Raw genomic sequence first — 23,004 nt, 5'->3', positions numbered from 1 at the left:
TCACCGTATCAGACGGCGCCCCGCTCCGGTTCCATGGGCAACCGCGCCCCGATGCGCGCGGCGAAACGGCGCGACCAGTCACGCGCAGGCGCTTCCACGCAGCGGTGCGCCGCCATGGCGACGACCAGCGCTGCGCACAGCATCGCGGCCGCGACCAGCAGCGCGGGAAGCTGCGGGAGCATCAGCACGTCTCCGCCGCCAAGGTGCGCATCGGCCCAACGCTGCCCAGCGCGTGCCTGCACCGCGCCGATCAGGTCGAACATCCGTCCGATGACCAGGCCGTGCACCATGTAGAAGGCATAGGACAGCGTCCCCAGCGCGGCGAAGGCGCGGTGCCGCAGAACGCGGCTGGCAAGGCCCTGCTCGCGCGCGAAGACCAGCACCGCCAGCGCGCAGGCGGGATCGAACCACAGCCACGGTGCCTCCGGCCTTGCCAGCAACCGCGCAATCAGCGTCAGCACAGCCAGTTCCGCGACAGTCGCCGCCCATGCTGGCAAGGCCACCCGCCGGAACGCGGGCCATGCGGCGTGACAGGCCATGCCCAGCCCGAAACCGCCAAGCCCGCGCAGCACGGGATGGCCCGCCTGCGACGGAAGTTCCAGCAGGGCCAGCGCTGAGAAGGCCAGAACCAGCCCGGGCACCCATGCCCGGTGGCCCAGCACACGAAAGGCCAGCGCCGCGCCCAGATAAAGCCCCAGCTCGACCGAGATCGACCAGCTCTGGACGTTCCACAGCTCTCGCCATGGCCAGATCCACGCCTGAAGCAGCAGGAAGCAGGCAGGCAGCGCCGTCCAGTCGCGCACGCCGGTAAAGGGAATGCGTCCGGCAGCGCCATCGGTCCCCATCCGCAGCCAAAGCCCTGTTTCCAGGGCGATATAGACCAGTACCATCACGGCGTGGAGCGGCCACACCCGGCCGATCCGCAGCACCATGTAGCGCAGCAAGGAAAAACCCTGCGCCAGCCGCTCGCCATAGCTGGCGGCGATCACGAACCCGGACAGGACGAAGAAGAAATCGACCGCGCGGCCCAGATTTTCGTGCACGGGTCCGGAAAGCAGCAGGCCCGGGCCGCTGATATGGGACAGCCCGACGGCGAGCGCCGCGATCCCGCGCAGCGAATCGAGCACATGGAACCGCTCGCCGCTCCCCGCTGGCACCGCTGCGCCTGAATGTGCTGCCACCTGCTCCATCGCGCGGCACCGTAGGGGACCGGACGTGGAAGCGAAAGCAGCGGGCGGTCAGACCCGCAGGTAGTGGATCGCACTGTCCTTGATGAACATGTCGAACCGGCGGCTTGCCATCTCGCGCTGGAGATTGGCGGAAATGCCGTCACCCGGCGAACGCCAGTCATGCGGCTCCACGATGATGAGCTGGAAACGGTCGATCCAGCGGGTGTTCGCGGCGAAGAGATCCTTCTCGAATCCCTCCACGTCGATGTTGCAGACAAATGGTTCGCCGTCCGGCACCGCCGCCACGGCATCGTCCACGGTGATGATCTCGACACCGCGGTTCGCGCGCTGGGTCTGGACGGCGCAGCCGTCGTCGTCGGTCAGCGAAACCATGCCGGGGGCGCTGCCCAGCGCCGCGGGCACGATGACGTGGCCGGGCCGGTTGCCCACGTTCAGCCGCAGCACGCTCAGGTTTCCGGCATCCGGTTCGACCGAGACGACCACGGCGGCAGGCCAGCGCCGCGCAAACCACAAGGCGGAAAGGCCGATATAGCCGCCCGCATTGACGATCACCGGGCGGCGACCCGAGGCGAGAATCGAATGGTAGCGATCCTCCAGCCGCTTCAGCGCCGGTGTGGGCCAGGCCACATCGTAGCAGCCATCGCCCAGTACGCTGCGCGTCAGATCCAGATCGGCTCCGCGCTTGCGGATCGAGAGGGGTCCGAAACCGGGAATATTTAGAGAAATCAATGGCCCAGCGGTGAAGCGGGCCAGATGTCGCCGGAGAAAGCCAAGACCGAAACGCGCAACGTCATCGACATTGTGCCGGATGAAGTACCGAAAAGAAGGTGCAAAATTCATCTGGCGAGGCTTTTATCCTATAACTTATGTTCCTTTTTTATCATTTCGTTCGAGTTGGCAAGATTTCTCGATCGACAGGGAGCGCGCCGATCAAGGGCGAAGGTAGAAGATGCTCTGCCCATGCAGGATCATCTCGAACCCGCGCGCGCCCATCGCACGCTGGAGGTGACGGGACGTGCGGCGACCGGGCAGCAGCCAGTCGTGTGGTTCGACCATCAGCACTTCAAAGCGGTCGATCCAGCGCGTGTCGCGCGCGAACAGATCCGCCTCGAAGCCTTCGATGTCGATCTTGCAGATGAAAGGCTCACCATTCGGAACCGCCGCCAGCGCATTTTCGATGGTGATGATGGGCACCCCTCGCTGCGCCCGCTCGGTCTGGATGGCCCAGGCAAGACCATCGTCGTTGAGCGCCGCGAAGCCGGGAACGCTGCCGATCGCCGCTTCGAGTACGACATGGTTGGGCGTGCCCACCAGATTGCGCCGCGCCATCGCCGCGTTGCCGGGATCGGGTTCGATCGCCACGACGGCGGCGCGCGGCCAGGTATCCGCGAACGCGACTGTCGCCGCGCCGATGTTGGCACCGCAGTCCAGCACCACGGGCCGGCGGCCGGACGCGAGAATGGCCCGGTAGCGACGATCCAGGCGGTCGGCGAGCGCGGGGTGGGCGCGGACATCGTAGGCACCCTCGCCGAACACCTCGCGCAGCACCGAAAGATCGCTTTCATCGCGCCGCACATGGAAGCGACCGCGATCGCGCAGGCTGACGCTGTAGACCGGTGCTGCCGAGAGACGCGCGAAATGTCGCAGCAGGAAGGCCGGACCGAAGCGCGCCATGTCGGTCAGATTGAGCACCACGGCCTCGCGCAGACGGCGCAGCACGCGCCGCGCCAGCGACGGCGCCTCAGGCGCCGCAATCGGCAGCGCAGCTCGCAACGGATGCGACCCCAAGCTGTCTCGCCCATCGTCAAGCGATGGGGGGTCAATCCATTCGTGCGCGCTCATGTGCTCCCCACGCCTTACCTTAGGGACCACATTTACATATCTTTGGTTATAACTCCATCGGGTATATCACTAAGTGCCAATCCGGATGGCTGGCGCAACGGCCGCTTTGTCACAGCTTGAGGAAGAACAGGTTCTCGTTGCGAATGACCAGCTCGTAGTTTCGCGCGGCCATCGCCTTCTGGAACGGCAGCGACGTGCCCCGGCCAGGCATCAGCCAGTCGTGCGGCTCGATCACGACCACCGGAAAACGCTCGATCCAGTCAAGATTGCGAGCGAACAGGTCCTCCTCGAATCCTTCGATGTCGAGCTTGCACAGGAACGGCTCGCCATCGCCGGCCACCGCGATCGCATCGTCGATCGTGACCATCGGGACCCCATCTTCGGCGCGCGCCGTCCGGCTGGCCCAGCTCAGATCCTCCTCGATCACCGCCACCTTGCCGCGCTCGCTGCCTAGGGCCGCGTGCAGGATGCGCACGTCCGAATCGCCTGCGAGGTTCAGTCGGAGCGTGGCGATGCTGCGTGGATCGGGCTCGACCGCAACCACGATCGCCGCAGGCCATTCCCAGCGGAACCATCGGCTCGCCGCGCCGATGTTCGCGCCGCCATCGATGACGATCGGCTTGTGCCCGCGCGCCAGGATGGCATCGCAGCGGGCGCGGACGCGCGCATGGACGTCGGGATAGATCGAAAGATCGTAGTCGCCGCCGCCCAGCACCTGCCGCACGCAGTACATGTCGCTTTCGCCGCGGCGCATGGTGAAGCGGCCGAAGCGGGGAAGATCGACCGTGACCGTGGGCGCCCCCGTCAGCCGGGCAAGGTGGCGCAGCAGGAAGCGCGGGCCGAACATCCCCACGTCATCCCGGTTCTCGATCACCGAAGTCCACCAGCGCATCGCCCGACCTTCCGTTTGGTCCGGGCTATCCGCCCCGGTGGAGTGTTACCACCACTTCGCGGGGCGGGCGGCGAAACCGGCGCGATTCTCGATGGCGAGCGCGGCGTTGAGCACGCCCTGCTCGTCGAAGGCCTTGCCGATCAGCTGGAGGCCCAGCGGCAGTCCGTTGCGATCCAGCCCGGCCGGCACCGACATCGCCGGCAGCCCGGCAAGGCTTGCCGGCACAGAGAACACATCGTTGAGATACATCGCCAGCGGATCGTCGCTGTTCTCGCCCAGCGCGAAAGCGGCGGTCGGCGTGGTCGGCGCCAGGATCACGTCGACTTCGCCGAACGCGTTCCTGAAATCGTGGCTGATCAGCGTGCGGACCTTCTGCGCCTGCGTGTAATAGGCATCGTAGAAGCCCGCCGAGAGCACGTAGGTGCCGATCAGGATGCGGCGCTTCACTTCTGCGCCGAAGCCGGCCGCGCGCGTCGCGGCGTACATGTCCTGAAGCCCCGCGCCGTCGGGCAGGTCGCGCAGGCCATAGCGCACGCCGTCATACCGCGCGAGGTTGGACGAGGCTTCGGCCGGGGCGATGATGTAGTAGGTCGGCAGCGCGTACTTGGTGTGGGGCAGCGAGATGTCGACGATCTCGGCCCCGGCATCCTTCAGCCAGGCCACGCCTTCTTCCCACACGCGCACGACGTCGGCGTCCATGCCGTCCATGCGGTATTCGCGCGGGATGCCCACCTTCTTGCCGCGCAGGTCTGCGGAAAGGCCCGCTTCCCATGCCGGGACCGGCAGGTTGAGGCTGGTCGAATCCTTGGGATCGAAGCCGGCCATCGCCTCCAGCATGATCGCGCAGTCGCGCACGTCGCGCGCCATCGGCCCGGCCTGATCGAGCGAGGACGCGAAAGCGACCACGCCCCAGCGCGAGCAACGGCCATAAGTCGGCTTGATGCCCGAAATGCCGGTGAAGGCGGCAGGCTGGCGGATCGAGCCGCCGGTGTCGGTACCCGTAGCAGCCGGCGCGATGCGCGCGGCGACCGCGGCCGAGGACCCGCCCGAAGAGCCACCGGGCGCGAGCGGCGCGGTATCGTCGGGGCGGCGCCAGGGCGACACGACGTTGCCGAACGCGCTGGTCTCGTTCGATGACCCCATCGCGAACTGGTCGAGGTTGAGCTTGCCCAGCATCCCCGCGCCCGCGTCCCACAGCTTCTGCGACACGGTCGATTCGTAAGGAGGCGTGAAGCCTTCGAGGATCTTCGAGGCGGCGGTGGTCTGCACGCCGCTGGTCGCGAACAGATCCTTCATGCCGATCGGCACGCCGGCCATCTTGCCCAGCGCCTTGCCAGCAGCGCGGTCGGCATCGACCTTCGCCGCAGCTTCGAGCGCCTTTTCAGGCGTCGTCACGATGAAGGCATTGAGCGCGGGCTGCGCCTGCTCGACCGCGGCGTTGAAAGCGGCCGCGATTTCAGTGGCGGTGAAATCGCCCGTGGCAATGCCATCGCGGATGGCGGCAACGCCGAGATCGGTAAGCTGGGTCATCTGTTGATCGCCTTTGACGGCAGCGCACATCCTTCGACAGGCTCAGGACGAGCGGACATTGAAAATTCACACCGCATCCGCGCGGGCCGGGCATGCCATCGAAGCACGCGCACGGCGCCGGCCCGGGGCGCGGCCCCTATTCGATCACCTTCGGCACGCCGAAGAAGCCATGCTCGGGTGCGGGCGCGTTGGCCAGCACCGCGTCGCGGATGCCGCCGCCGGTCAGCGGGTCGGCATTGACCACGTCGTCGCGCAGGCGCTGCTTGTTGGGGATGACGGCCGTCATCGGCTCGATCCCGGTCACGTCGACTTCACCGAGTTGCTCGACCCAGGCGAGGATGCCGTTGAGTTCGGGGACCATCGCCGCGATCTCCTGCTCGGAAACCTTGATGCGGGCCAGCGAGGCGATTTTCGCCACCGTGGCGGTGTCTACGGACATGGGAACTTGCCTTCCAGTGCCGGAAAAAACGAACGCCGCGCGCTAGCACAAGCGCGCGGCGCGGTTCAAGCAGGCGGCCGGCGGGAATGCCCCGCCAGCCCGCGTGACGATCAGCGGCCCGGTGCTGCGCCCGGCATGCCGTGCGGCGCGCCGCCCTGCATCTGCTGCTGCATCTGCTGGAGCATCTGGCGCTGCTGCTCGAGCTCGGCGGCGCTCTTGAAATCGACCAGCTCGACATCGAACACGAGGTCGCTGTTGGCCGGGATCACGACTTCGCCGGTCGTCTGGTTCTTCTGCTCCTGCGCGCCATAGGCCATGGCGGCGGGGATCTCGAGGCGGTACTTGCCGCCGCGCTGCATCTTCTGCAGGCCCTGGCTGAAGCCGGGGATCACGCCTTCGACCGGCATGGCCACGCGCTCGCCGTGGTCGAATTCCTTACCGTTCGGCAAGTGGCCGGCATAGTTGATCAGGACCACGTCCGCGGCGGTGGGCGATGCACCCTGCCCGGCCTTGATCGTATCGACCACGAGGCCATGATAGCGCGCGGCCCAGGCGACGCCGGCGCCGAGCAGCACGGCGACGATCACGCCAAGCCAGATCTTGCTGAGCGAGCCCTTGGCGACGGGCTGCAACGGAACGCGGGTGATTTCCGACATTTCTTCCCCTCTGGGGTGATCCCCGAAACGCTTCACAGGTGGGCGCCGAATCGCGCCGGGTCACTGGCCCGGACACGCGAAGGGCGCCGCTTTGGACGGCGCCCTCTTGGCCCAGCAAGGGCCGCTCGGCAAGGGGTCACAAGGGAGAGAAGAACCCCTCCCCGCGACCAACCCTACTTACTTCGCGCCGTCGCGCTCGGCGCGCTTGCGCTCAAGCTTGCGCGCGCGGCGAACGGCGGCAGCCTTTTCGCGAGCACGCTTTTCCGACGGCTTTTCGAAGTGACGGCGCAGCTTCATCTCGCGGTACACGCCCTCACGCTGCAGCTTCTTCTTGAGCGCGCGAAGAGCCTGGTCGACATTGTTGTCGCGTACGAGAATTTGCATAAACCGCTACACCTCAATCAGCTTCAGGCGAGAGCCCGCCATATAACAAGAGCGGGAGTCGCCCATGATTCCGGGAAACACCAAACGGGCCGAATCCGAACAGGACCAGCTCGAACCGGCGGGCCGATAGCGATTCCATGGATCAAAGGCAAGCAAACTCGTGCATTTCACGGCCAGCAAGGCTAAGGGCGGGCCCATGATCGCCTCATCCTCTCTGCAGGCCAGCACCCTTGTCGCCCTTGGCGGCGCCACGGGCGCGGTACTGCGATTTCATCTCGGCCGGCTCGTCAGTGCCTTTGCCGGTCCCAATGCCGCGTTTCCCTGGGGTACTTTCACTATCAACGTCGCAGGCTCGCTGGCGATGGGCCTGCTGGCCGGCTGGCTGGCACGCCACGTCAACGGGGGCGAGGCATGGCGCCTGCTGCTCGCCGTGGGCGTGCTGGGCGGCTTCACCACCTTTTCCTCGTTCAGCCTCGAAACCGCGATGCTGTTCGAGCGCGGCCTTGTCGGGCTTGCCGCGTTTTATGCTGCCGCGTCGGTGATCGCCGGCGTGGGCGGCCTGTTCCTGGGTCTTGCCGCAGTGAGGGCTACCGCATGAAGGGCAAGTCGAACGAAGGCGAAGTCCGCCAGTTCACCATCATCAAGGACGATGCCGGCGCACGGCTCGACCGCTGGTTCAAGCGCCACCTGCCGCAAGTGGGTTTCGCCACCGTGTCGCGCTGGGCGCGCACCGGCCAGATCCGCGTCGACGGCAAGCGTGCCGATGTCGACACGAGGCTGGAGGCGGGACAGGTCCTGCGTGTGCCGCCGGGCAGTTCGATCACCACCAGCGGGACCGGACAGCGCGTGCGCAAGCCGCTGACCGACGAACAGGTCACGCTCGCCGAATCGATGGTGCTGGAAAAGGACCGCGCCGCCATCGTGCTGAACAAGCCGCCCGGCCTCGCCACGCAGGGCGGCAGCGGCACCTACGAACACGTCGACGGCCTGCTCGATGCCTATGCGAACGAGGGCGAGCCCCGCCCGCGCCTTGTCCACCGGCTCGACAAGGACACGTCGGGCGTGCTGCTGATCGCACGCACCCCCGGCAGTGCGGCGTTCTTCTCCAAGCGCTTTTCCGGCCGCACCGCCAAGAAGATCTACTGGGCGCTGGTTACCGGCGTTCCCGAGGTCAAGGACGGCCTGATCGAACTGCCGCTGGCCAAGCAGCCGGGCACCGGCGGCGAGAAGATGATGGTGGATGAAAGCGGGCAGGGCCAGTCGGCACGCACCCGCTACCGCATGATCAGCCGCGCCGGCAACGCCGCCGCGTGGATCGAATTGCAGCCGCTGACCGGCCGCACGCACCAGCTGCGCGTGCACATGGCCGCGATCGGCCACCCGATCGTGGGCGATGGCAAGTATGGCGGGCAGGCCGCGTTCCTCACCGGATCGATCAGCCGCAAGATGCACCTCCACGCGCGCCGCCTGCGGATCGAGCATCCCGAAGGCGACCTGATCGACGTGACCGCCCCGCTGCCCGAACATTTCGCGGCGAGCATGGCGCAGCTCGGCTTCCACGAGGAGGACGGCGACCTGCCGCTCGATCCGATCAAGCTGGTACCCGAAAAGGAATTCCAGAAGCGCGCGGCCAAAGCCCATGCCAAGGAATACCGCAAGGAACGCCGGGGCGAGCGCCGCAAGCGCGCCGACGGCGGCGGCGGCTCTGCGCGCACGCCCACCGGCAAGCGCGCCTCGGCAGGCCTGGACGCCAAGGGCCCTGCGAGGGGCCCTGCGAGGCCGGGGAGCAAGCCGGCAGCCAAGGGGCCGGGCAAGCCTGCAGGCAAGCCCGGCGCCAAGCCTGCTGCCCGCAAACCGGCAGGTGACAGGCCTGCAGGTGACAGGCCCGCAGCCGGAAGGCCAGCAACCGGCAAGCCCGCCGCGCCGCGCAAGCCGGCATCGAAGAAGCCCTCGGATCCCCGGACCTGATGCATCCCAACCCCGCTTTCCGGAACAACGAACGCGCGCTGCATGAGGCCCTGCTGGCAGAGATCGGCTTCGGCATGGTCTTTGCCGCCACGCCCGACGGGCCGCGCGTGGCGCACACGCCGCTGCTCTCCACCGGCAGCGGCGCGGTGCAGTTCCATCTGGCGCGCGGCAACGCGCTGGCCCGCGTCCTCGAAGGGGGAACGGCGCTGGTGGTGGTGAACGGCCCGGACGGCTATGTCTCCCCGCGTTGGTATGCCGATCCGGCGCAAGTCCCGACGTGGAACTACGTCGCGCTCGAACTGGAAGGCCGGGTGCGGCAACTGGACCGCGCGGGCCTGCGTTCGTTGCTGGAAGCGCTTTCGGCCCGGCATGAGGCGCGAATCGGCGAAGGCGATGCGTGGACCATGGACAAGATGCCCGAGGCCGCGCTCGGCCGGATGATCGACGCCATCGTGGGCTTTGAACTCGAAGTGATCGCCTGGCGCCCCACCTTGAAGCTTTCGCAGAACAAGCCCGCCGATGAGCGTGCGCGGGTGGCTGCCGGGCTTGAGGCGGAAGGCGCGCCCGCGATCGCCGAACTGATGCGGAGGCTGGTGCCATGAGCTTGCGTCTCGCCATTTTCGATTGCGACGGCACGCTGGTGGACAGCCAGGCCGATATCTGTGCCGCGATGGACAGCGCGTTCGGCGCGGCGGGGCTTGCCGCCCCCGACCGGACCGTAACGCGCCGCGTGGTCGGCCTCTCGCTGCACGAGGCGATGCGCCAGTTGCATCCCGAAGGCGCGCACGACGATCACGCCGCCCTCACCCAGCTTTACAAGGACGCCTTCCGCGCCCGGCGCGAGGCGGGACAGGTGGGCGAGCCGCTCTATGACGGCATCGCCGCGCTGATCGAGGAGCTGTCGCGCGATGGCTGGCTGCTGGGCGTGGCGACCGGCAAGAGCGACCGCGGGCTGGCCCATTGCCTTGCCGCGCACGGCCTTGCCGGCCATTTCGTCACGCTGCAAACGGCCGATCGGCACCCCTCGAAACCGCACCCCAGCATGATCGAGGCCTGCCTCGACGCGACGGGAGTCGAGCGGGCTAGGACCGCGATGATCGGGGACACCGCCTACGACATGGAAATGGCGGTCAACGCGGGCGTGCGCGCCTTCGGCGTGGACTGGGGATACCACCATCCCCAGGAACTGATGGACGCCGGCGCGGAAGCGGTCGCGGCGTCGATGGACGGCCTGCGCGCCCTGCTGCGAGGCATGGAATGAGCGGGACGGGAGGCCGCGATCCGGCGATTGCGCGGTTCGCCGTGCTGCAGGCCGTGCGTCTGTCGGGCGCGGTCATGGTGCTGCTGGGCGTGATGGCGCAATCGGGCAATGTGGCGTGGCTGGCGGGCGTGCCGCCCGTCGCGGGTTTTGCGCTGGCGATGGCGGGGCTGGCGGAGTTCTTCTTCGTCCCCCGGTTTCTGGCCAGGCGTTGGAAGAGCAAGGACTGATGAAGCGTTTCTACAAGGACGTGGCCGTCGCGGCCGAAGCGGGCGGCTTTCGCGTGACGCTGGACGGACGGGGCATCAGGACCGTGGCGGGCAAGCCGCAGATCGTGCCCACGCGCGCGCTGGCGGATGCGCTGGCGGCGGAATGGGCCGCACAGGGCGAGGAGATCGACGCCGCCTCGTTCCTGCTGCGTGACATGGCCGACTACGCGCTCGATGTCGTCGCCCCGGAGCGGGCGCAGGCGATCACCGAACTGCTGCCCTACGGCGAGACCGACACGCTGTGCTACCGCGCCGAACCCGACGAAGCGCTGGGCCGGCGCCAGCACGCTGTGTGGGAGCCGTTGCTGGTGACGGCGGAGGAGCGCCACGGCGTGCGCTTCGTGCGCGTCGCGGGCGTGATGCACCGCCCCCAGCCCGAACCGACGCTTGCCCGCGTGCGCGAGGTGCTGGAATCGCTCGACGCCTTCGCGCTCGCCGCCTTGCGCAACACCGCCGGGCTGGCCGCGTCGCTCATGCTCGGCCTCGCCGCGCTGGAGCCGGGTGCGGACATCGATGCGCTGTGGGATGCCGCCAACCTGGAAGAGGACTGGCAGGCGGAACTGTGGGGCAAGGATGCGGAAGCGCTGGAGCGGCGCGAGCGCCGGCACGCCGCCTTCGCCGCCGCGGCACACTTCGCCGCACTCGCCCGCTGAACCGTCTTTCACCGGGGAACCGCCCCCGCGCCTTGCGCGCTGCATGCTGGCGAGCAGCACAGCGAAGGAGCGCCACCATGCCCCGCGGCGACAAGGACGCCTATACCGGCAAGCAGAAGCGGCAGGCCGAACACATCGAACAAAGCTACGAGGATCGCGGGCTCGGCAAGGACGAGGCCGAGCGCCGCGCCTGGGCCACCGTCAACAGGCAGGACGGCGGCGGCAAGAAGTCCGGATCGGGCCGGGGCGGTGGTGGCCCGGAGAGCCATGGGCAGCGATCCGCCGCCGCGAAGAAAGGCTGGGAAACCAGGCGCCGGAAACAGGCCGGGACCTGACTTCCGCGGTCAGCCCACCCAGTCGGCGACCTGCTTTGCCACCACATTGGCCGCGGTGTTGAGCGCCGGACCGACGCTTTCCTGGTCCGCCTCGACGTTCGGCACGGTGCTTTCGAACCGGCGCGTCTCGATCGCGCCGCCCGGCCGTTCCTTCACCGCGTCGAAGCGCACCACCACGGACCGGCTGCGGACATCATAGCCCATGTCGAGCAGGCGGCCGCCCACGCGCAGGCCCTTGGTACCCTCATCGTTCTCCACCACCAGCCGGTTGCCGCGCGCGCGCAGCGTTTCGGTCAGCAGGTGCTGGAACTGACGCGCCGGCCGCTCGACCCACATCGTCTTCTTGAGATAGGCGATGTTCGCGCCGTCGATCTGCACGGGCACGCGCAGCACCGCAACTTTGGCCTCGGCGCTCGGCTCCAGCACCGAAAGCGCCTCGCCCAGCCGGCCGCTCGCGGTTGCGCCGGCTTCGGGCGCGGCCTCGGGCGTCAGGCTCAGCAGCGTGTCCGGCACCTTGGCGCCGATGCTGACGCAGCCCGCCAGCACGAGCGGCAGAAGGGCGGCGGGGAGGAACTTGTTCATCGATCTGGCTCCCGGCTCAGTTCTTGTAGTCGGGCAGCTTGGGGCTGCCGACAATGCTGGAAACGCCGCGGTCGTTGATCCGGTCGGTCACGTCGCGCAACGAACGGGTCGTGGCCTGAAGATCGCGGATAGCCGCTTCGGCCGCGGGCAAGGTGCGCTCGTTGAGCTGCTTCACGCTGGGCCGCGCGTCAGCCAGCGTCTCCTGCAGTGCATCGGCAGCACCCTGCGCCGATTTCAGCGTGGTGCGCAGCTGCTTGGCAAGCCCGTTGCCCTCGTCGTTGATCATCGTGTCGGCGCTGCCGGCCAGCTTCTCGAAGCTCGACAGCGTGTAGTTCGCCTGCCGCAAGGTGGCCTGCAATTCTGCCAGCGTGCGCTTCACGTCGGGCGAGGCATCGGCGAGGTTGGCGGTCAGCTTGTCGGTGTGGACGAGGATGTTCTCGATCGACTTCTGGTTCTTGTCGGAAAGCACCATCGTCAGCCGCTCGGTCAGCGTGGCCAGCCGTTCGAGCAGCAGCGGCGCGTTCGAAAGGATTTCACCCAGCCCGCTGCGCTTGGTGGGGATCACCGGCGCGCCTTCCGGCCCCGGATCGCTGATCGGCGGCGCGCCCTTGACCGCGCCCTGCAGCTGGATCGTGGTGACGCCGGTGAAGCTGCCCTGCAGGCTGGCGGTGGTGCCCTGGAGAATCGGCACCTTCTTGTCGACCTTGATGCGGATGCGGACGAACTCGGGATCCTTCTCCCACAGCTCGATGTCCTTCACCTGCCCGGCAGGCACGCCAGAAAACGAGACTTCCGATCCCTTCGCCACGCCATCGATCGATTGCTTGAAGAAGATGTCGTACTCGTTCTGGTCGCCCTGATTCAGGCGCGCGATCCAGATCGTCAGCGCGGCCAGCCCCGCGAGAAGCAGCAGGGTGACGGCCCCGACCCAGATATGGTTTGCCCGCGTTTCCATCGCTGCCCCTTATTGCTCCCCTGCCGCCGGCCGGTCCATGGGCGCATCAACGCCCGAACCCGCCATGCGGTTCTCGCCTGCGGCCAGCGACGCCGCCTGTTGTGATGCCTTCTGGACGGCACTGTGCCGTTCCTTGGCATCCTGCGCCGCACGCCCACGCGGACCGTTGAAGTATTCCTGGATCCACGGATGATCGAGCGCGAGCAGTTCCGCGATCGTGCCCACCGCGATCACCTTGCGGTCCGCCAGCACGGCCACGCGGTCGCAGATCTCGTACAGCGTGTCGAGATCATGGGTGATCAGGAACACGGTAAGGTCCAGCGTCTGCTGCAGGCCCAGAATCAGCTGGTCGAACGCGGCCGCGCCGATGGGGTCCAGCCCGGCGGTCGGCTCGTCGAGGAACAGCAGTTCCGGATCGAGCGACAGCGCGCGCGCCAGGCCCGCGCGCTTCCTCATGCCGCCCGAAAGCTCGCTGGGATACTTGCTCGTCGCTTCCGCCGGCAGGCCGGACAGCAGCACCTTGTAGCGCGCGATCTCGTGCCGCAGTTCGTCGCCGATCTCGGGGTAGAACTCGCGCAAGGGGACTTCGACGTTCTCCGCCACGGTCAGCGTGGAGAACAGCGCGCCGCCCTGGAACAACACGCCCCAGCGGCTGCGAATGTCGATGTCGTCGTCGTTGCGCGCGTCGGTGATGGACTGGCCCAGCACCTCGATCTCGCCCTCGGCGGGGATCTGCAGGCCGATGATCGAGCGCATCAGCACCGACTTGCCGGTGCCCGAACCGCCCACCACGCCCAGGATCTCGCCCTTGCGCACTTCGATATCCAGCCCTTCGTGGACCACGTGCTCGCCGAACACGTTCTTCAGACCCCGCACGCGGATCGGGAAGTCCGGTGACGGATCGGCCTGAGACTCGGCCTGAAGCTCAGCCCGGGGATCAGTCGCGGGATCAGTCGCGGGATCTGGCACTTGGCTCATCCCCAACCGATCTCGGTGAAGAACACCGCGAAGAAAGCGTCGAGCACGATCACCGTGAAGATTGCCATGACCACGGCCGCCGTGGTGCGCGTGCCCACTTCCTCGGCATTGGTCTTGACCTGCATCCCCTGATAGCAGCCCGAAACCGCAACGATCAGGCCGAACACCGGCCCCTTGACCAGCCCGACCCACACATCGTGCAGCGGCACCACTTCCTGGATGCGCGCCAGGAAGGTGAAGAACGGGATGCCCAGCGTGAGCGAGGACAGGAACGCGCCGCCGATGATGCCCACCGCCGCCGAATAGATACCCAGCAAGGGCATCATGATCATCGTCGCCAGCATGCGCGGCAGCACCAGCGCGGCCAGCGGCGACACGCCGATGGTGCGCATGGCGTCGATTTCCTCGGTCAGCTTCATCGTGCCGAGTTGCGCGGCGAAGGCCGAACCGGATCGGCCCGCGACCATGATGGCGGTCATCAGGATGCCCAGCTCGCGCAAGGTGAGCCGGCCGACAAGGTTGACGGTATAGATCTCCGCGCCGAACTGGCGCAGCTGCACCGCACCCTGCTGCGCGATGACGATACCGACGAGGAAGCTCATCAGCGCAATGATGCCCAGCGCGTTGACGCCGACCAGTTCCATCTGGTGAACCAGCGCCTTGCCCCGGAAATCGCTCGGACGGCGCAGCAGCGCGCCTGTCGCCTGCACCACCTGCCCCAGGAAGCCGATCACCTGCAGCGTGCCCAGGCCCAGACCGATCATGGTGTCGCCCACCCGTTCGGGCACGCGCTGAAGCAGCGGCAGGCGTTCGGCATCGATCCGCGCGGTGTTGTCATCGGCGCGGCTGATGGCGGCGATCAGGCGTTCCGCTTCGGTCCGGCAGTTGACGATTTCCGCGCCGGTGGCCTGCGAGACGCGCCAGGCGGTCCAGGCGCCCACGGTGTCGATCCGGTCCACGGCGGAAAGGTCGATCCGGGCGATCGGTTCGCTGATATCGCGCAGACGCTGGTCGATCGGGCCGAGCGAGGACACCAGCATGGGTCCGGTGAACGCCAGCGTGGCGCCCCCCTTTCCGCCTGAATCAACGGCTTCCGGTTCGATCGTGAAGTCCGCTAGCGCCCGCATCGTGCGCTTCATGGGGTAAAACTGGCGGCCGGACAAGTGCGGCGAATTGGGCGGCATGGGCGACGTAACGCGCGAAGGGCTCTTGCGGGTCCCGCGCGGGCCTTGCAGCCGTGCGGATGGGGTGGCAGAGCGCGGCCATGAACGACGAGACTTCTTCGACCGAACTCGCCAAGACCTTCGAGCCTGCCGGCATCGAGGCCAAGTGGTATGCCCATTGGGAAGCGAACGGCCTGTTCCGCCCCGAACGGCCCGATGCGCAGCCCTTCACCATCGTCAATCCGCCGCCGAACGTCACCGGCTCGCTCCATATCGGCCACGCGCTCGACAACACGCTGCAGGACGTGGTCATCCGCTACGAGCGCCTGCGCGGCAAGGATGCGCTGTGGGTGGTGGGCACCGATCACGCGGGCATCGCCACGCAGATGGTCGTCGAACGCCAGATGGAAGCGCGGCAGGACAAGCGCACCAACTATTCGCGCGAAGCCTTCGTCGACAAGGTGTGGGAATGGAAGGCCGAAAGCGGCGGCACGATCACCGGCCAGCTGCGCCGGCTGGGCTGCTCGATGGACTGGAGCCGCGAGCAGTTCACGATGGACCCGCACTTCACCCGCGCGGTGGTGAAAGTCTTCGTCGATCTCTACAACAAGGGCCTGATCTACCGCGACAAGCGGCTGGTGAACTGGGACCCCAAGCTCAAGACCGCTATCTCCGACCTTGAGGTCGAGACGCGCGAGACGCAGGGCGGGTTCTGGCACTTCAAGTACCCGCTGGCGGACGGCGTGAAGCGCGATGACGGGCTGGACTACATCGAGGTGGCGACCACCCGGCCCGAAACGATGCTGGCCGACATGTGCGTGGCCGTCCACCCCGAGGACGAGCGCTACAAGGCGGTGATCGGCAAGGACATCCTCCAGCCGCTGACGGGGCGCCGGTTCCGCGTGGTGGCCGACGAACACGCCGATCCCGAACTGGGTTCGGGCGCGGTGAAGATCACGCCGGGCCACGATTTCAACGACTTCGAAGTGGGCAAGCGTGCCGGGATCAAGGCCGGCGAAATGCTCAACATGTTCGATGCCGAAGCCCACGTGGTGCAGACCGCCGATGGGCTGGTGCCCGCCGAGTTCCTCGGCGTGGAACGCTTCGAAGCGCGCAAGCTGGTGGTCCAGCGGATGAAGGAAGCCGGCTTCCTCATCCCGCACGTGACCAAGGACAAGGAAGGCAACGAGGTTCAGCACGACGCCGAACCGCGCACGATCCAGACTCCGTTCGGCGACCGGGGCGGCGTGGTGATCGAGCCGTGGCTGACCGACCAGTGGTATGTCGACGCCGAGAAGCTGGCGGTCGCGCCGATCGAGGCGGTGCGCTCCGGCGCCATCGAAATCGTGCCAAAGTCCTGGGAAAAGACGTTTTTCAACTGGATGGAGAACATCCAGCCGTGGTGCGTTTCGCGCCAGCTGTGGTGGGGTCACCGCATTCCCGCGTGGTATGCCGAGGACGGTTCGGTCTACGTCGCCGAGACCGAGGAAGAGGCGCAGGCGCTGGCCGGCAACAAGGTGCTGGCACGCGACGAAGACGTTCTGGATACGTGGTTTTCTTCGGCGCTGTGGCCTTTCGCCACGCTGGGGTGGCCGGATACTGACGCGCCGCTGCTGAAGAAGCATTATCCGAACGACCTACTGATCTCGGGCTTCGACATCCTGTTCTTCTGGGATGCGCGCATGGCGATGCAGGGCATCGAGTTCATGGGCCAGGTTCCGTGGAAAAAGCTTTATCTTCATGGCCTTGTCCGCGCAGCGGACGGGCAGAAGATGTCCAAGTCCAAGGGCAACGTGGTCGATCCGCTGGGCCTGATCGACCAGTACGGCGCGGATGCGCTCCGCTTCTTCATGGCGGCGATGGAAAGCCAGGGCCGCGACGTGAAGATGGACGAGAAGCGGGTCGAGGGATACCGCAACTTCGCGACAAAGCTTTGGAATGCCGCGCGTTTCTGCATGGCGAACGGCATCGGCGCGAGCGATACCCGAACGGCACCTAACTGCACCCTGGCGGTCAACAAGTGGATCGTGGGCGAAGTTGCGGAGACCGTCCGCGAGCTGGACAAGGCGATGGCCGACCTGCGCTTCGACGCAGCCGCCAACGCCATCTACCACTTCGTGTGGGACACGTTCTGCGACTGGTACATCGAGCTGATCAAGGGATCGTTCGACGACGAGACCAAGGCCGTCGCCGGATGGGTGCTGGACCAGGTGCTGGTCATGCTGCACCCGTTCATGCCGTTCGTGACCGAGGAATTGTGGCACGCACTGGGCGCCCGCGCCAACGACCTGATCGTGGCCGAGTGGCCCGCCGCCGATGCCCCGGTCGACGCCGAGGCCAAGCGCGAGGTCGAGTGGCTGATCGGGCTGGTTTCCAGCCTGCGCGGCGCGAAGAACGAACTGGGCATCGCGCCCGGCGCGCGGCTGGAAGCATTCCTGCCCGAACCGAGCGCTGCGACGCGCGCGATCATCGAAGGCAACCCGGCCGCGATCGAGCGGCTGGCGCGGCTGTCCGCGATCCGCTTCGAGCCGGCTCCGGCGGGCGCGGCGATGCAGGTCGGCGTGGGCGACGCCAATCTGGTGCTGCCGCTGGAAGGCGTGATCGACATCGCGGCGGAAAAGGCCCGTCTGGAAAAGGCGCTGGCGACATCGCAGAAGGAAGCCAAGTCGCTGGAAGGCCGGCTGAGCAACCCCGCCTTCGCCGAGAAGGCCAAGCCCGAGGCGGTCGAGAAGGCCCGCGCCGACCACGCGCACCACGCGGCCGAAGCCGAGCGGCTGGCGGCGGCGCTCAAGCGGCTGGGGTGATGGGCAAGGCCGGCGCCTCATGTCGCTGACGCTTGCCACCGTCACGCCGGGCGAAGCGGAAATCTTCGCCTCGCTTCAGGGCGAAGGGCCGTCGATGGGGCGGCCCTCCACTTTCGTGCGGCTGTCGCGCTGCAATCTGGCCTGCCGCTGGTGCGACACGGCCTATACCTGGCGCTTCACCGGCGACAACCGGCCGCACCGCGATGATCTGGCCTTCGAGCGGACCGCCAACCAGATCGTGCTGGACGAGGCCGAGGTGGCCGCGCGGATTGCCGCGCTGGCGCCGGACCGGCTGGTGGTGACGGGCGGCGAGCCGCTGCTGCAAGGCCCCGCCCTCGCCCGGATGGTGGCGGCGGTCAAAGCGGCGCGGCCCGAGATGCACGTCGAGATCGAGACCAACGGTTCGGTCGCGCCCGTGCCCGCGCTGGATGCGCTGGTGGATCAGTACAACGTCAGCCCCAAGCTGGCGCATTCGGGCAACCCGGCGGATCTGGCGCTGGTGCCCGAGCGGCTGGCGCACTGGGCCGGCGAGCCGCGCGCGTTCTTCAAGTTCGTGGTGGCGGAGCCTGCCGATCTGGCGGAAGTAGCGGCGCTGCAGGCGCAATATGCCATCCCCGGCGACCGGCTGTTCGTGATGCCCGAGGGGACCGGCAGCGCCGCCTTGCGCGAGCGGTCGAAATGGCTGGCCGAAGCCGCGCTGGAGGCGGGGTGGAGGTTCACCGACCGGCTGCATATCCACCTTTACGGGGATACGCGGGGGACTTGAGCGCTGCTGGAGCGCATCCCAAAAATGAAAAGGCCGCCTCGCGCGCCGCCAAGCGCCGGGAGACGGCCATAGGGTGCAGGGGCGACAAACCCCTGCGACCCACCTTGATGGTCAGAACGCCCTGACGATCAGAACGGGATATCGTCGTCCAGGTCGTCGCTGAACCCGCCGCCCGACGAAGCGCCACCCGACGAGCCGCCGCCGCCCTGGTTCCAGCCGCCGGCGCTGCCGCCGCCCGAGGAAGCGCCGCCGCCCTGATTCCAGCCGCCGCCGCCGCCGCCCGAGCGCTGGCCGCCGCCGAAGCCGCCACCACCGCCGCCGCCGCCGCCCTGGCCGCCACCGGCGCCGTCGAGCATGGTCAGCACCGCGCCGGGGCCTTGCAGCACGACTTCGGTGGAGTAGCGGTCATTGCCCGACTGGTCCTGCCACTTGCGGGTGCGCAGCTGGCCTTCGAGATAGACCTTGCTGCCCTTCTTGAGGAAACGCTCGGCCACGCCGGCCAGACCTTCGGAGAAGATCGCCACGGTATGCCATTCGGTGCGTTCCTGACGCTCGCCGCTGTTCTTGTCTTTCCAGCTTTCCGAGGTGGCGATGCGCAGGTTGCAGACCTTGCCGCCGTTCTGGAACGAGCGCACTTCGGGGTCGGCCCCGAGATTGCCGACGAGGATGACCTTGTTGACGCTGCCTGCCATCGAATCGTGTCCTTGAAAATCGTCCGGCTTCGGTAAGCGGCCGGAGGGGCTACCTCAAGCAGGAGCCCCGACCTATCCCCAGCCCAGCGCTACCGCCGTCCAGTAGGTGGCCCCCGCGAACAGGTAGGCGAGCCCGAAGAGGTAGGCGAGCATGAAGCCCGGCCATTTCCAGCCATTCGTCTCGCGCCGCGTCACGGCGATGGTCGACATGCACTGCGGCGCGAACACGAACCACGCGAGGAAGGCGAGCGCGGTGGCGAGGCTCCAGCGCGCCTTCAGCTGGTCGCCCAGTTGCTTGCCCTGCTGATCTGCGTCCGCCGCGCCGACCGCATAGGTGGTGGCGAGCGAACTGACCGCGACTTCGCGCGCGGCCATCGCCGGGATCAGCGCCAGCGCGATGTCGCGGTTGAAGCCGATCGGTTCGACCACCACGGCAAGGCCATTGGCGATGTGGCCCGCGATCGAGGCGTTGATCTGGTCCTGCCCTGCCTCGGCGCGGGGAAAGTTCAGCAGCAGCCAGAGCGCGACGGTGACGGTGAAGATCATCGTGCCGGCGCGGCGCAGGAAGATCCACGCGCGCTGGAACAGGCCGAGCGCGAGATCCTTGACCGTGGGCAGCTGGTACTTGGGCAATTCCATGATGAAGCCCGAGGCCGCGCCCTTCGTGACCGACCGCCGCAGCACGAGCGCGACGACCATCGCACCGACGATGCCGACGACATAGAGCGCGAAGAGGACAAGGCCCTGAAGGCCGATGCCGGGGCCGACCAGCCGGTTGGGAATGAACGCGGCGATAATCACCGCATAGACCGGCAGGCGCGCCGAGCAGGTCATCAGCGGGGCCACGAGGATCGTGGTCAGCCGGTCCTTGGGATCGGTGATCGAGCGCGTGGACATGATCCCCGGCACCGCGCAGGCGAAGCTGGAGAGCAGCGGAATGAAGCTGCGCCCCGACAGGCCGACCCCGGCCATGAGCCGGTCCATCAGGAAGGCGGCGCGGGCCATGTAGCCGGTCGCCTCCATCGTCAGGATGAAGAAGAACAGGATCAGGATCTGCGGCAGGAACACCACCACCGAACCGACGCCGGCGATGACGCCATCGGTGAGCAGATCGCGCGCCAGCGAGGGCGGCAGCGCGCCGCGCACCCCGTCGCCCAGCGCGGTGAAGCCGGCGTCGATCGCATCGGCAAAAGGCGTGGCCCAGGTGAACACGGCCTGGAACACCACGAACAGCAGCGCGAACAGGATGACCGGGCCGAGCCACGGATGAAGCAGCACCCTGTCCATCTTGGCGTGGATGCGGTGCTTGGCGGTTTCCGACAGGATCGCCCCGTGCGCCATTTCGTGCGCCAGCATCCGCCGTTCGGGCAGGGTGACGTGCGGGCGCGTGACGGGGTGTTCGGCCACCCGGCCGCGCGCTTCGGCGACGGCGGCGGCAAGATCGTCCAGCCCGCGGCGGCGCACCGCCACCGTGGGAATGACCGGCACGCCGAGCGCGTCGGACAGCGCGGCGGGATCGAGCACCAGCCCGTCCCGCTCGGCCAGATCGACCATGTTGAGCGCGACGACCGTGGGCCGGCCGAGTTCGAGCACTTCCTGCGCGAAGACGAGGTGCTGTTCGAGGTTCGACGAATCGAGCACGATCACCAGCACGTCGGGCTGGGCCTGTCCGGCCTGCTCGCCCATGATCACCCGGCGGGTCACTTCCTCGTCCGGGCTGGTCGTCTGGAGACCGTAGGATCCGGGCAGGTCGACCAGTTCGATCGGCTCGCCATTGGGCAGGATCATCCGCCCCGCCTTCCGCTCGACGGTGACGCCGGGGTAATTGGCGATCTTCTGGCGCGCGCCGGTCAGCGCGTTGAACAGCGCGCTCTTGCCCGCATTGGGATTGCCGACAAGCGCGGCGACGCAGGGGCCTCTAGTCATTTCGGGCGCTCATGCCGCTTCGGCCTCCACCGTCATCGCGCGGGCGTGGGCGCGGCGCAGCGCCACGGTCATCCGGCCGATCTCGATCGCGATAGGATCGCGGCCCAGGAACACCCCGCGATAGGCAAGGCGAACCCGCGCGCCCTCGTCGATGCCCAATGCGCGCAGGCGCTGCGCTTCTTCGGGAACGAGCAGCGCCCAGTCGACCGCCGCGATGCGGGCGCTGGTGCCAAGAGGAAGCTGATCGAGTGTCACGCCTATCGCGCTGCCACACCGGATCATCAATTGCAAGTCGTTCGCAATAGTTGATCTGGGTCAAATGGCGGGCGTGCGGGGCTGAAGGTGCCTTACGTCGCCGGGTAACGCAGGCGACCGAGCAGGCGGGTGAGGCTGAAGGTCTCGTCGCGCGGACGCAGGAAGCGGGCCTTGGCCTTTTCGAACTGCATCACGTTTTCGATGCGGCGGGCGAGGAAGGCCTTGGCCTCGGCGTGATCCTCGCTGCGGTCCTCGGCGAAGACGGCGAGCGTGGCGGCATAGATCGAACCCAGCGTCGCGCGCTTGGTGTAGTGGTTGTAGTCGGTCGCGGTATCGCCCGCGAGGCGCCACATCGCGTCGGCGCTTTCCCAGCCCAGCCGCGCGGCGGCAGCCAGGTTGCGCGGCTTGGCCATCTCGATCAGCGCGAGGCGCAGCGCCTCTTCCTTGCCCACCAGCGCATCGAGCCGGAACTGGACGAGCGTGCGGATGCGCTCGCGGATCGGCAGGTTGCCGACGCGCTCCGCCGGCAGCTCTTGCGCCATGGCGCGGTCGATGGCGTGGATCCAGGCGGTGATCATGGTCATCGCCCTGCCCTCGAACGCGAAGCGCGCGGCGGCGGGATCGATGCCCGCGATCTCTGCCGCGCCGGTGACGGCAGCGTCGGTCCAGCCGTCGAACATCGCCGCCTCGGCCACCAGGGGCGCGAGATCGAGGCGGAGTTCGTCGAGCGTACGGGTATCAGGGGCGTCGGTCATCGGAGGCGTTCCGTCAGAACGAGGGGCCGTAGGTCTTCTTGACCGGCGCGGCAGCCTTGGCCTTCGCCGAGTTCTCGATCTCGGTCATCATGGCGCTGCCCTTGCCATCGAGCGCGGCGTAATCGCGCGCGGTGCGGCCGGAATTGTCGGGGCGGTCGGGGCTGGCGCCGGCCTTGAGCAGCGTGCGCACCAGCGCCACGTCGCGGCGGTGGACAGCGCCGATCAGCGGGGTTTCGCCGGTGTTGTTCGGCTCGTCGATGCGGGCGCCGGCCGAGATCAGGAAATCGACGCCCTCGATGAAGCCGAGGTTGGCGGCGAGGACCAGCGGCGTGGTGCCCTTGTTGTCGCGGATGTTCACGTTGGCGCCCTTGCCGACGAGGAATTGCATCCACGTCAGGTCGCGGCGCGCGGTGACGATGTAGAGCGCCGATTCGCCGGTGGTCACGTCGCGCGTGTTGACGATCTGGCTGCCGGGTTCGTTGAGCGCGTCGGTGACCTTCTCGGCCTCTTTCTTGCGCACCGATTCCAGGAACTTGTAGCTATCGGAGAACTGCGCCTGCGCCGGCATCGCCAGCCCGATCGCGCCGATCATCGAGACGGCCAGCGCGGCCTTGCGCGCCCGGTGCCACCACGTGTTCACTATTCCTGTCCTCCTGTTGCGCGCCCCTTGCAGGTCCACGCCCTTGCAACCGGCTGGTTAGCAGAGCATGAA

General features: G+C 67.6%; 26 protein-coding genes. 9 read left to right on the top strand and 17 right to left on the bottom strand.

Going from position 1 to position 23,004, the window contains the following annotated elements:
- Positions 1 to 8: 8 nt before the first annotated feature.
- The 8 genes from OLX02_RS14190 to rpsU form a co-directional block, all read right to left on the bottom strand.
- On the bottom strand, positions 9 to 1,181 hold the full coding sequence (locus tag OLX02_RS14190) for an acyltransferase family protein (protein WP_264423855.1): 1,173 nt from the start codon (positions 1,179 to 1,181) through the stop codon (positions 9 to 11).
- A gap of 57 nt (positions 1,182 to 1,238) precedes the next feature.
- Positions 1,239 to 2,030 (bottom strand): FkbM family methyltransferase, encoded by a 792-nt coding sequence (locus OLX02_RS14185; protein ID WP_264423854.1) that lies wholly within the window; start codon positions 2,028 to 2,030, stop codon positions 1,239 to 1,241.
- A gap of 90 nt (positions 2,031 to 2,120) precedes the next feature.
- Positions 2,121 to 2,978: an FkbM family methyltransferase gene (locus tag OLX02_RS14180; RefSeq protein ID WP_264423852.1), complete on the bottom strand. Its 858-nt coding sequence runs from the start codon at positions 2,976 to 2,978 to the stop codon at positions 2,121 to 2,123.
- Between the two features lie 163 nt (positions 2,979 to 3,141).
- A complete protein-coding gene (locus OLX02_RS14175) occupies positions 3,142 to 3,924 on the bottom strand; it encodes an FkbM family methyltransferase (protein WP_264423850.1) in 783 nt (260 codons plus the stop codon).
- A gap of 45 nt (positions 3,925 to 3,969) precedes the next feature.
- A complete protein-coding gene (gatA, locus tag OLX02_RS14170; protein WP_264423848.1) occupies positions 3,970 to 5,454 on the bottom strand; it encodes an Asp-tRNA(Asn)/Glu-tRNA(Gln) amidotransferase subunit GatA in 1,485 nt (494 codons plus the stop codon).
- Positions 5,455 to 5,590: 136 nt separating this feature from the next.
- Entirely contained in the window at positions 5,591 to 5,893 is a 303-nt protein-coding gene (gatC, locus tag OLX02_RS14165; RefSeq protein ID WP_264423846.1) for an Asp-tRNA(Asn)/Glu-tRNA(Gln) amidotransferase subunit GatC, read from the bottom strand.
- Positions 5,894 to 6,003: 110 nt separating this feature from the next.
- Positions 6,004 to 6,549 (bottom strand): FKBP-type peptidyl-prolyl cis-trans isomerase, encoded by a 546-nt coding sequence (locus OLX02_RS14160; RefSeq protein WP_264423844.1) that lies wholly within the window; start codon positions 6,547 to 6,549, stop codon positions 6,004 to 6,006.
- Positions 6,550 to 6,726: 177 nt separating this feature from the next.
- The gene (gene rpsU, locus OLX02_RS14155) at positions 6,727 to 6,933 is read right to left on the bottom strand and encodes a 30S ribosomal protein S21 (RefSeq protein ID WP_008995590.1); all 207 of its coding nucleotides are present in this window, start codon (positions 6,931 to 6,933) and stop codon (positions 6,727 to 6,729) included.
- 196 nt (positions 6,934 to 7,129) lie between these two features.
- Here rpsU and crcB point away from each other — a divergent pair, with 196 nt between their 5' ends.
- From crcB to OLX02_RS14120, 7 genes are all read left to right on the top strand, one after another.
- Positions 7,130 to 7,531, top strand: coding sequence for a fluoride efflux transporter CrcB (gene crcB, locus OLX02_RS14150; protein ID WP_264423840.1), 402 nt, complete (start codon positions 7,130 to 7,132; stop codon positions 7,529 to 7,531).
- Positions 7,528 to 8,901, top strand: coding sequence for an RluA family pseudouridine synthase (locus OLX02_RS14145; protein WP_264423839.1), 1,374 nt, complete (start codon positions 7,528 to 7,530; stop codon positions 8,899 to 8,901). The genes crcB and OLX02_RS14145 overlap by 4 nt, the downstream gene beginning before the upstream one ends.
- The gene (locus OLX02_RS14140) at positions 8,901 to 9,503 is read left to right on the top strand and encodes an FMN-binding negative transcriptional regulator (protein ID WP_264423837.1); all 603 of its coding nucleotides are present in this window, start codon (positions 8,901 to 8,903) and stop codon (positions 9,501 to 9,503) included. The genes OLX02_RS14145 and OLX02_RS14140 overlap by 1 nt, the downstream gene beginning before the upstream one ends.
- Positions 9,500 to 10,162, top strand: coding sequence for an HAD-IA family hydrolase (locus OLX02_RS14135; RefSeq protein WP_264423836.1), 663 nt, complete (start codon positions 9,500 to 9,502; stop codon positions 10,160 to 10,162). The genes OLX02_RS14140 and OLX02_RS14135 overlap by 4 nt, the downstream gene beginning before the upstream one ends.
- Positions 10,159 to 10,389: a hypothetical protein gene (locus OLX02_RS14130; protein ID WP_264423834.1), complete on the top strand. Its 231-nt coding sequence runs from the start codon at positions 10,159 to 10,161 to the stop codon at positions 10,387 to 10,389. Before OLX02_RS14135 ends, OLX02_RS14130 begins: the two co-directional genes overlap by 4 nt.
- Positions 10,389 to 11,081 (top strand): ATP12 family chaperone protein, encoded by a 693-nt coding sequence (locus OLX02_RS14125; protein WP_264423832.1) that lies wholly within the window; start codon positions 10,389 to 10,391, stop codon positions 11,079 to 11,081. The genes OLX02_RS14130 and OLX02_RS14125 overlap by 1 nt, the downstream gene beginning before the upstream one ends.
- A 77-nt stretch (positions 11,082 to 11,158) precedes the next feature.
- Positions 11,159 to 11,416, top strand: a complete 258-nt coding sequence (locus tag OLX02_RS14120; RefSeq protein WP_264423830.1) for a plasmid stabilization protein — start codon at positions 11,159 to 11,161, stop codon at positions 11,414 to 11,416.
- Between the two features lie 9 nt (positions 11,417 to 11,425).
- Here OLX02_RS14120 and OLX02_RS14115 read toward each other — a convergent pair whose 3' ends face one another.
- The 4 genes from OLX02_RS14115 to OLX02_RS14100 are packed head-to-tail and all read right to left on the bottom strand — an operon-like array spanning position 11,426 to position 15,058.
- Positions 11,426 to 11,998, bottom strand: a complete 573-nt coding sequence (locus OLX02_RS14115) for an ABC-type transport auxiliary lipoprotein family protein (protein WP_264423828.1) — start codon at positions 11,996 to 11,998, stop codon at positions 11,426 to 11,428.
- Between the two features lie 16 nt (positions 11,999 to 12,014).
- Entirely contained in the window at positions 12,015 to 12,953 is a 939-nt protein-coding gene (locus tag OLX02_RS14110) for an MlaD family protein (RefSeq protein WP_264423826.1), read from the bottom strand.
- Between the two features lie 9 nt (positions 12,954 to 12,962).
- A complete protein-coding gene (locus OLX02_RS14105; protein WP_264423825.1) occupies positions 12,963 to 13,931 on the bottom strand; it encodes an ABC transporter ATP-binding protein in 969 nt (322 codons plus the stop codon).
- Positions 13,928 to 15,058 carry an MlaE family ABC transporter permease gene (locus OLX02_RS14100; RefSeq protein WP_264423823.1) on the bottom strand — a complete coding sequence of 377 codons (1,131 nt, stop codon included), beginning with the start codon at positions 15,056 to 15,058 and terminating at the stop codon, positions 13,928 to 13,930. The genes OLX02_RS14105 and OLX02_RS14100 overlap by 4 nt, the downstream gene beginning before the upstream one ends.
- A 137-nt stretch (positions 15,059 to 15,195) precedes the next feature.
- On the opposite strand from OLX02_RS14100, the gene OLX02_RS14095 reads away from it, so the two are divergent.
- On the top strand, positions 15,196 to 17,898 hold the full coding sequence (locus OLX02_RS14095; RefSeq protein ID WP_264423821.1) for a valine--tRNA ligase: 2,703 nt from the start codon (positions 15,196 to 15,198) through the stop codon (positions 17,896 to 17,898).
- A 19-nt stretch (positions 17,899 to 17,917) separates the two neighbouring features.
- On the top strand, positions 17,918 to 18,664 hold the full coding sequence (locus OLX02_RS14090; protein WP_264423820.1) for a 7-carboxy-7-deazaguanine synthase QueE: 747 nt from the start codon (positions 17,918 to 17,920) through the stop codon (positions 18,662 to 18,664).
- 128 nt (positions 18,665 to 18,792) lie between these two features.
- Here OLX02_RS14090 and ssb read toward each other — a convergent pair whose 3' ends face one another.
- The 5 genes from ssb to OLX02_RS14065 form a co-directional block, all read right to left on the bottom strand.
- Positions 18,793 to 19,356, bottom strand: a complete 564-nt coding sequence (gene ssb / locus OLX02_RS14085; protein WP_264423819.1) for a single-stranded DNA-binding protein — start codon at positions 19,354 to 19,356, stop codon at positions 18,793 to 18,795.
- A 72-nt stretch (positions 19,357 to 19,428) separates the two neighbouring features.
- A complete protein-coding gene (feoB, locus tag OLX02_RS14080; RefSeq protein ID WP_264423818.1) occupies positions 19,429 to 21,282 on the bottom strand; it encodes a ferrous iron transporter B in 1,854 nt (617 codons plus the stop codon).
- 9 nt (positions 21,283 to 21,291) lie between these two features.
- A complete protein-coding gene (locus OLX02_RS14075) occupies positions 21,292 to 21,537 on the bottom strand; it encodes a FeoA family protein (protein ID WP_264423816.1) in 246 nt (81 codons plus the stop codon).
- A gap of 92 nt (positions 21,538 to 21,629) precedes the next feature.
- On the bottom strand, positions 21,630 to 22,292 hold the full coding sequence (locus OLX02_RS14070; protein ID WP_264423814.1) for a COQ9 family protein: 663 nt from the start codon (positions 22,290 to 22,292) through the stop codon (positions 21,630 to 21,632).
- A 13-nt stretch (positions 22,293 to 22,305) separates the two neighbouring features.
- On the bottom strand, positions 22,306 to 22,884 hold the full coding sequence (locus tag OLX02_RS14065; RefSeq protein ID WP_413630309.1) for an ankyrin repeat domain-containing protein: 579 nt from the start codon (positions 22,882 to 22,884) through the stop codon (positions 22,306 to 22,308).
- Positions 22,885 to 23,004: the final 120 nt, after the last annotated feature.

The organism is Novosphingobium sp. KCTC 2891, from assembly GCF_025938155.1.
Classification (GTDB): Bacteria; Pseudomonadota; Alphaproteobacteria; order Sphingomonadales; family Sphingomonadaceae; genus Novosphingobium.
This window is presented reverse-complemented; position numbering and strand designations above follow the sequence as displayed.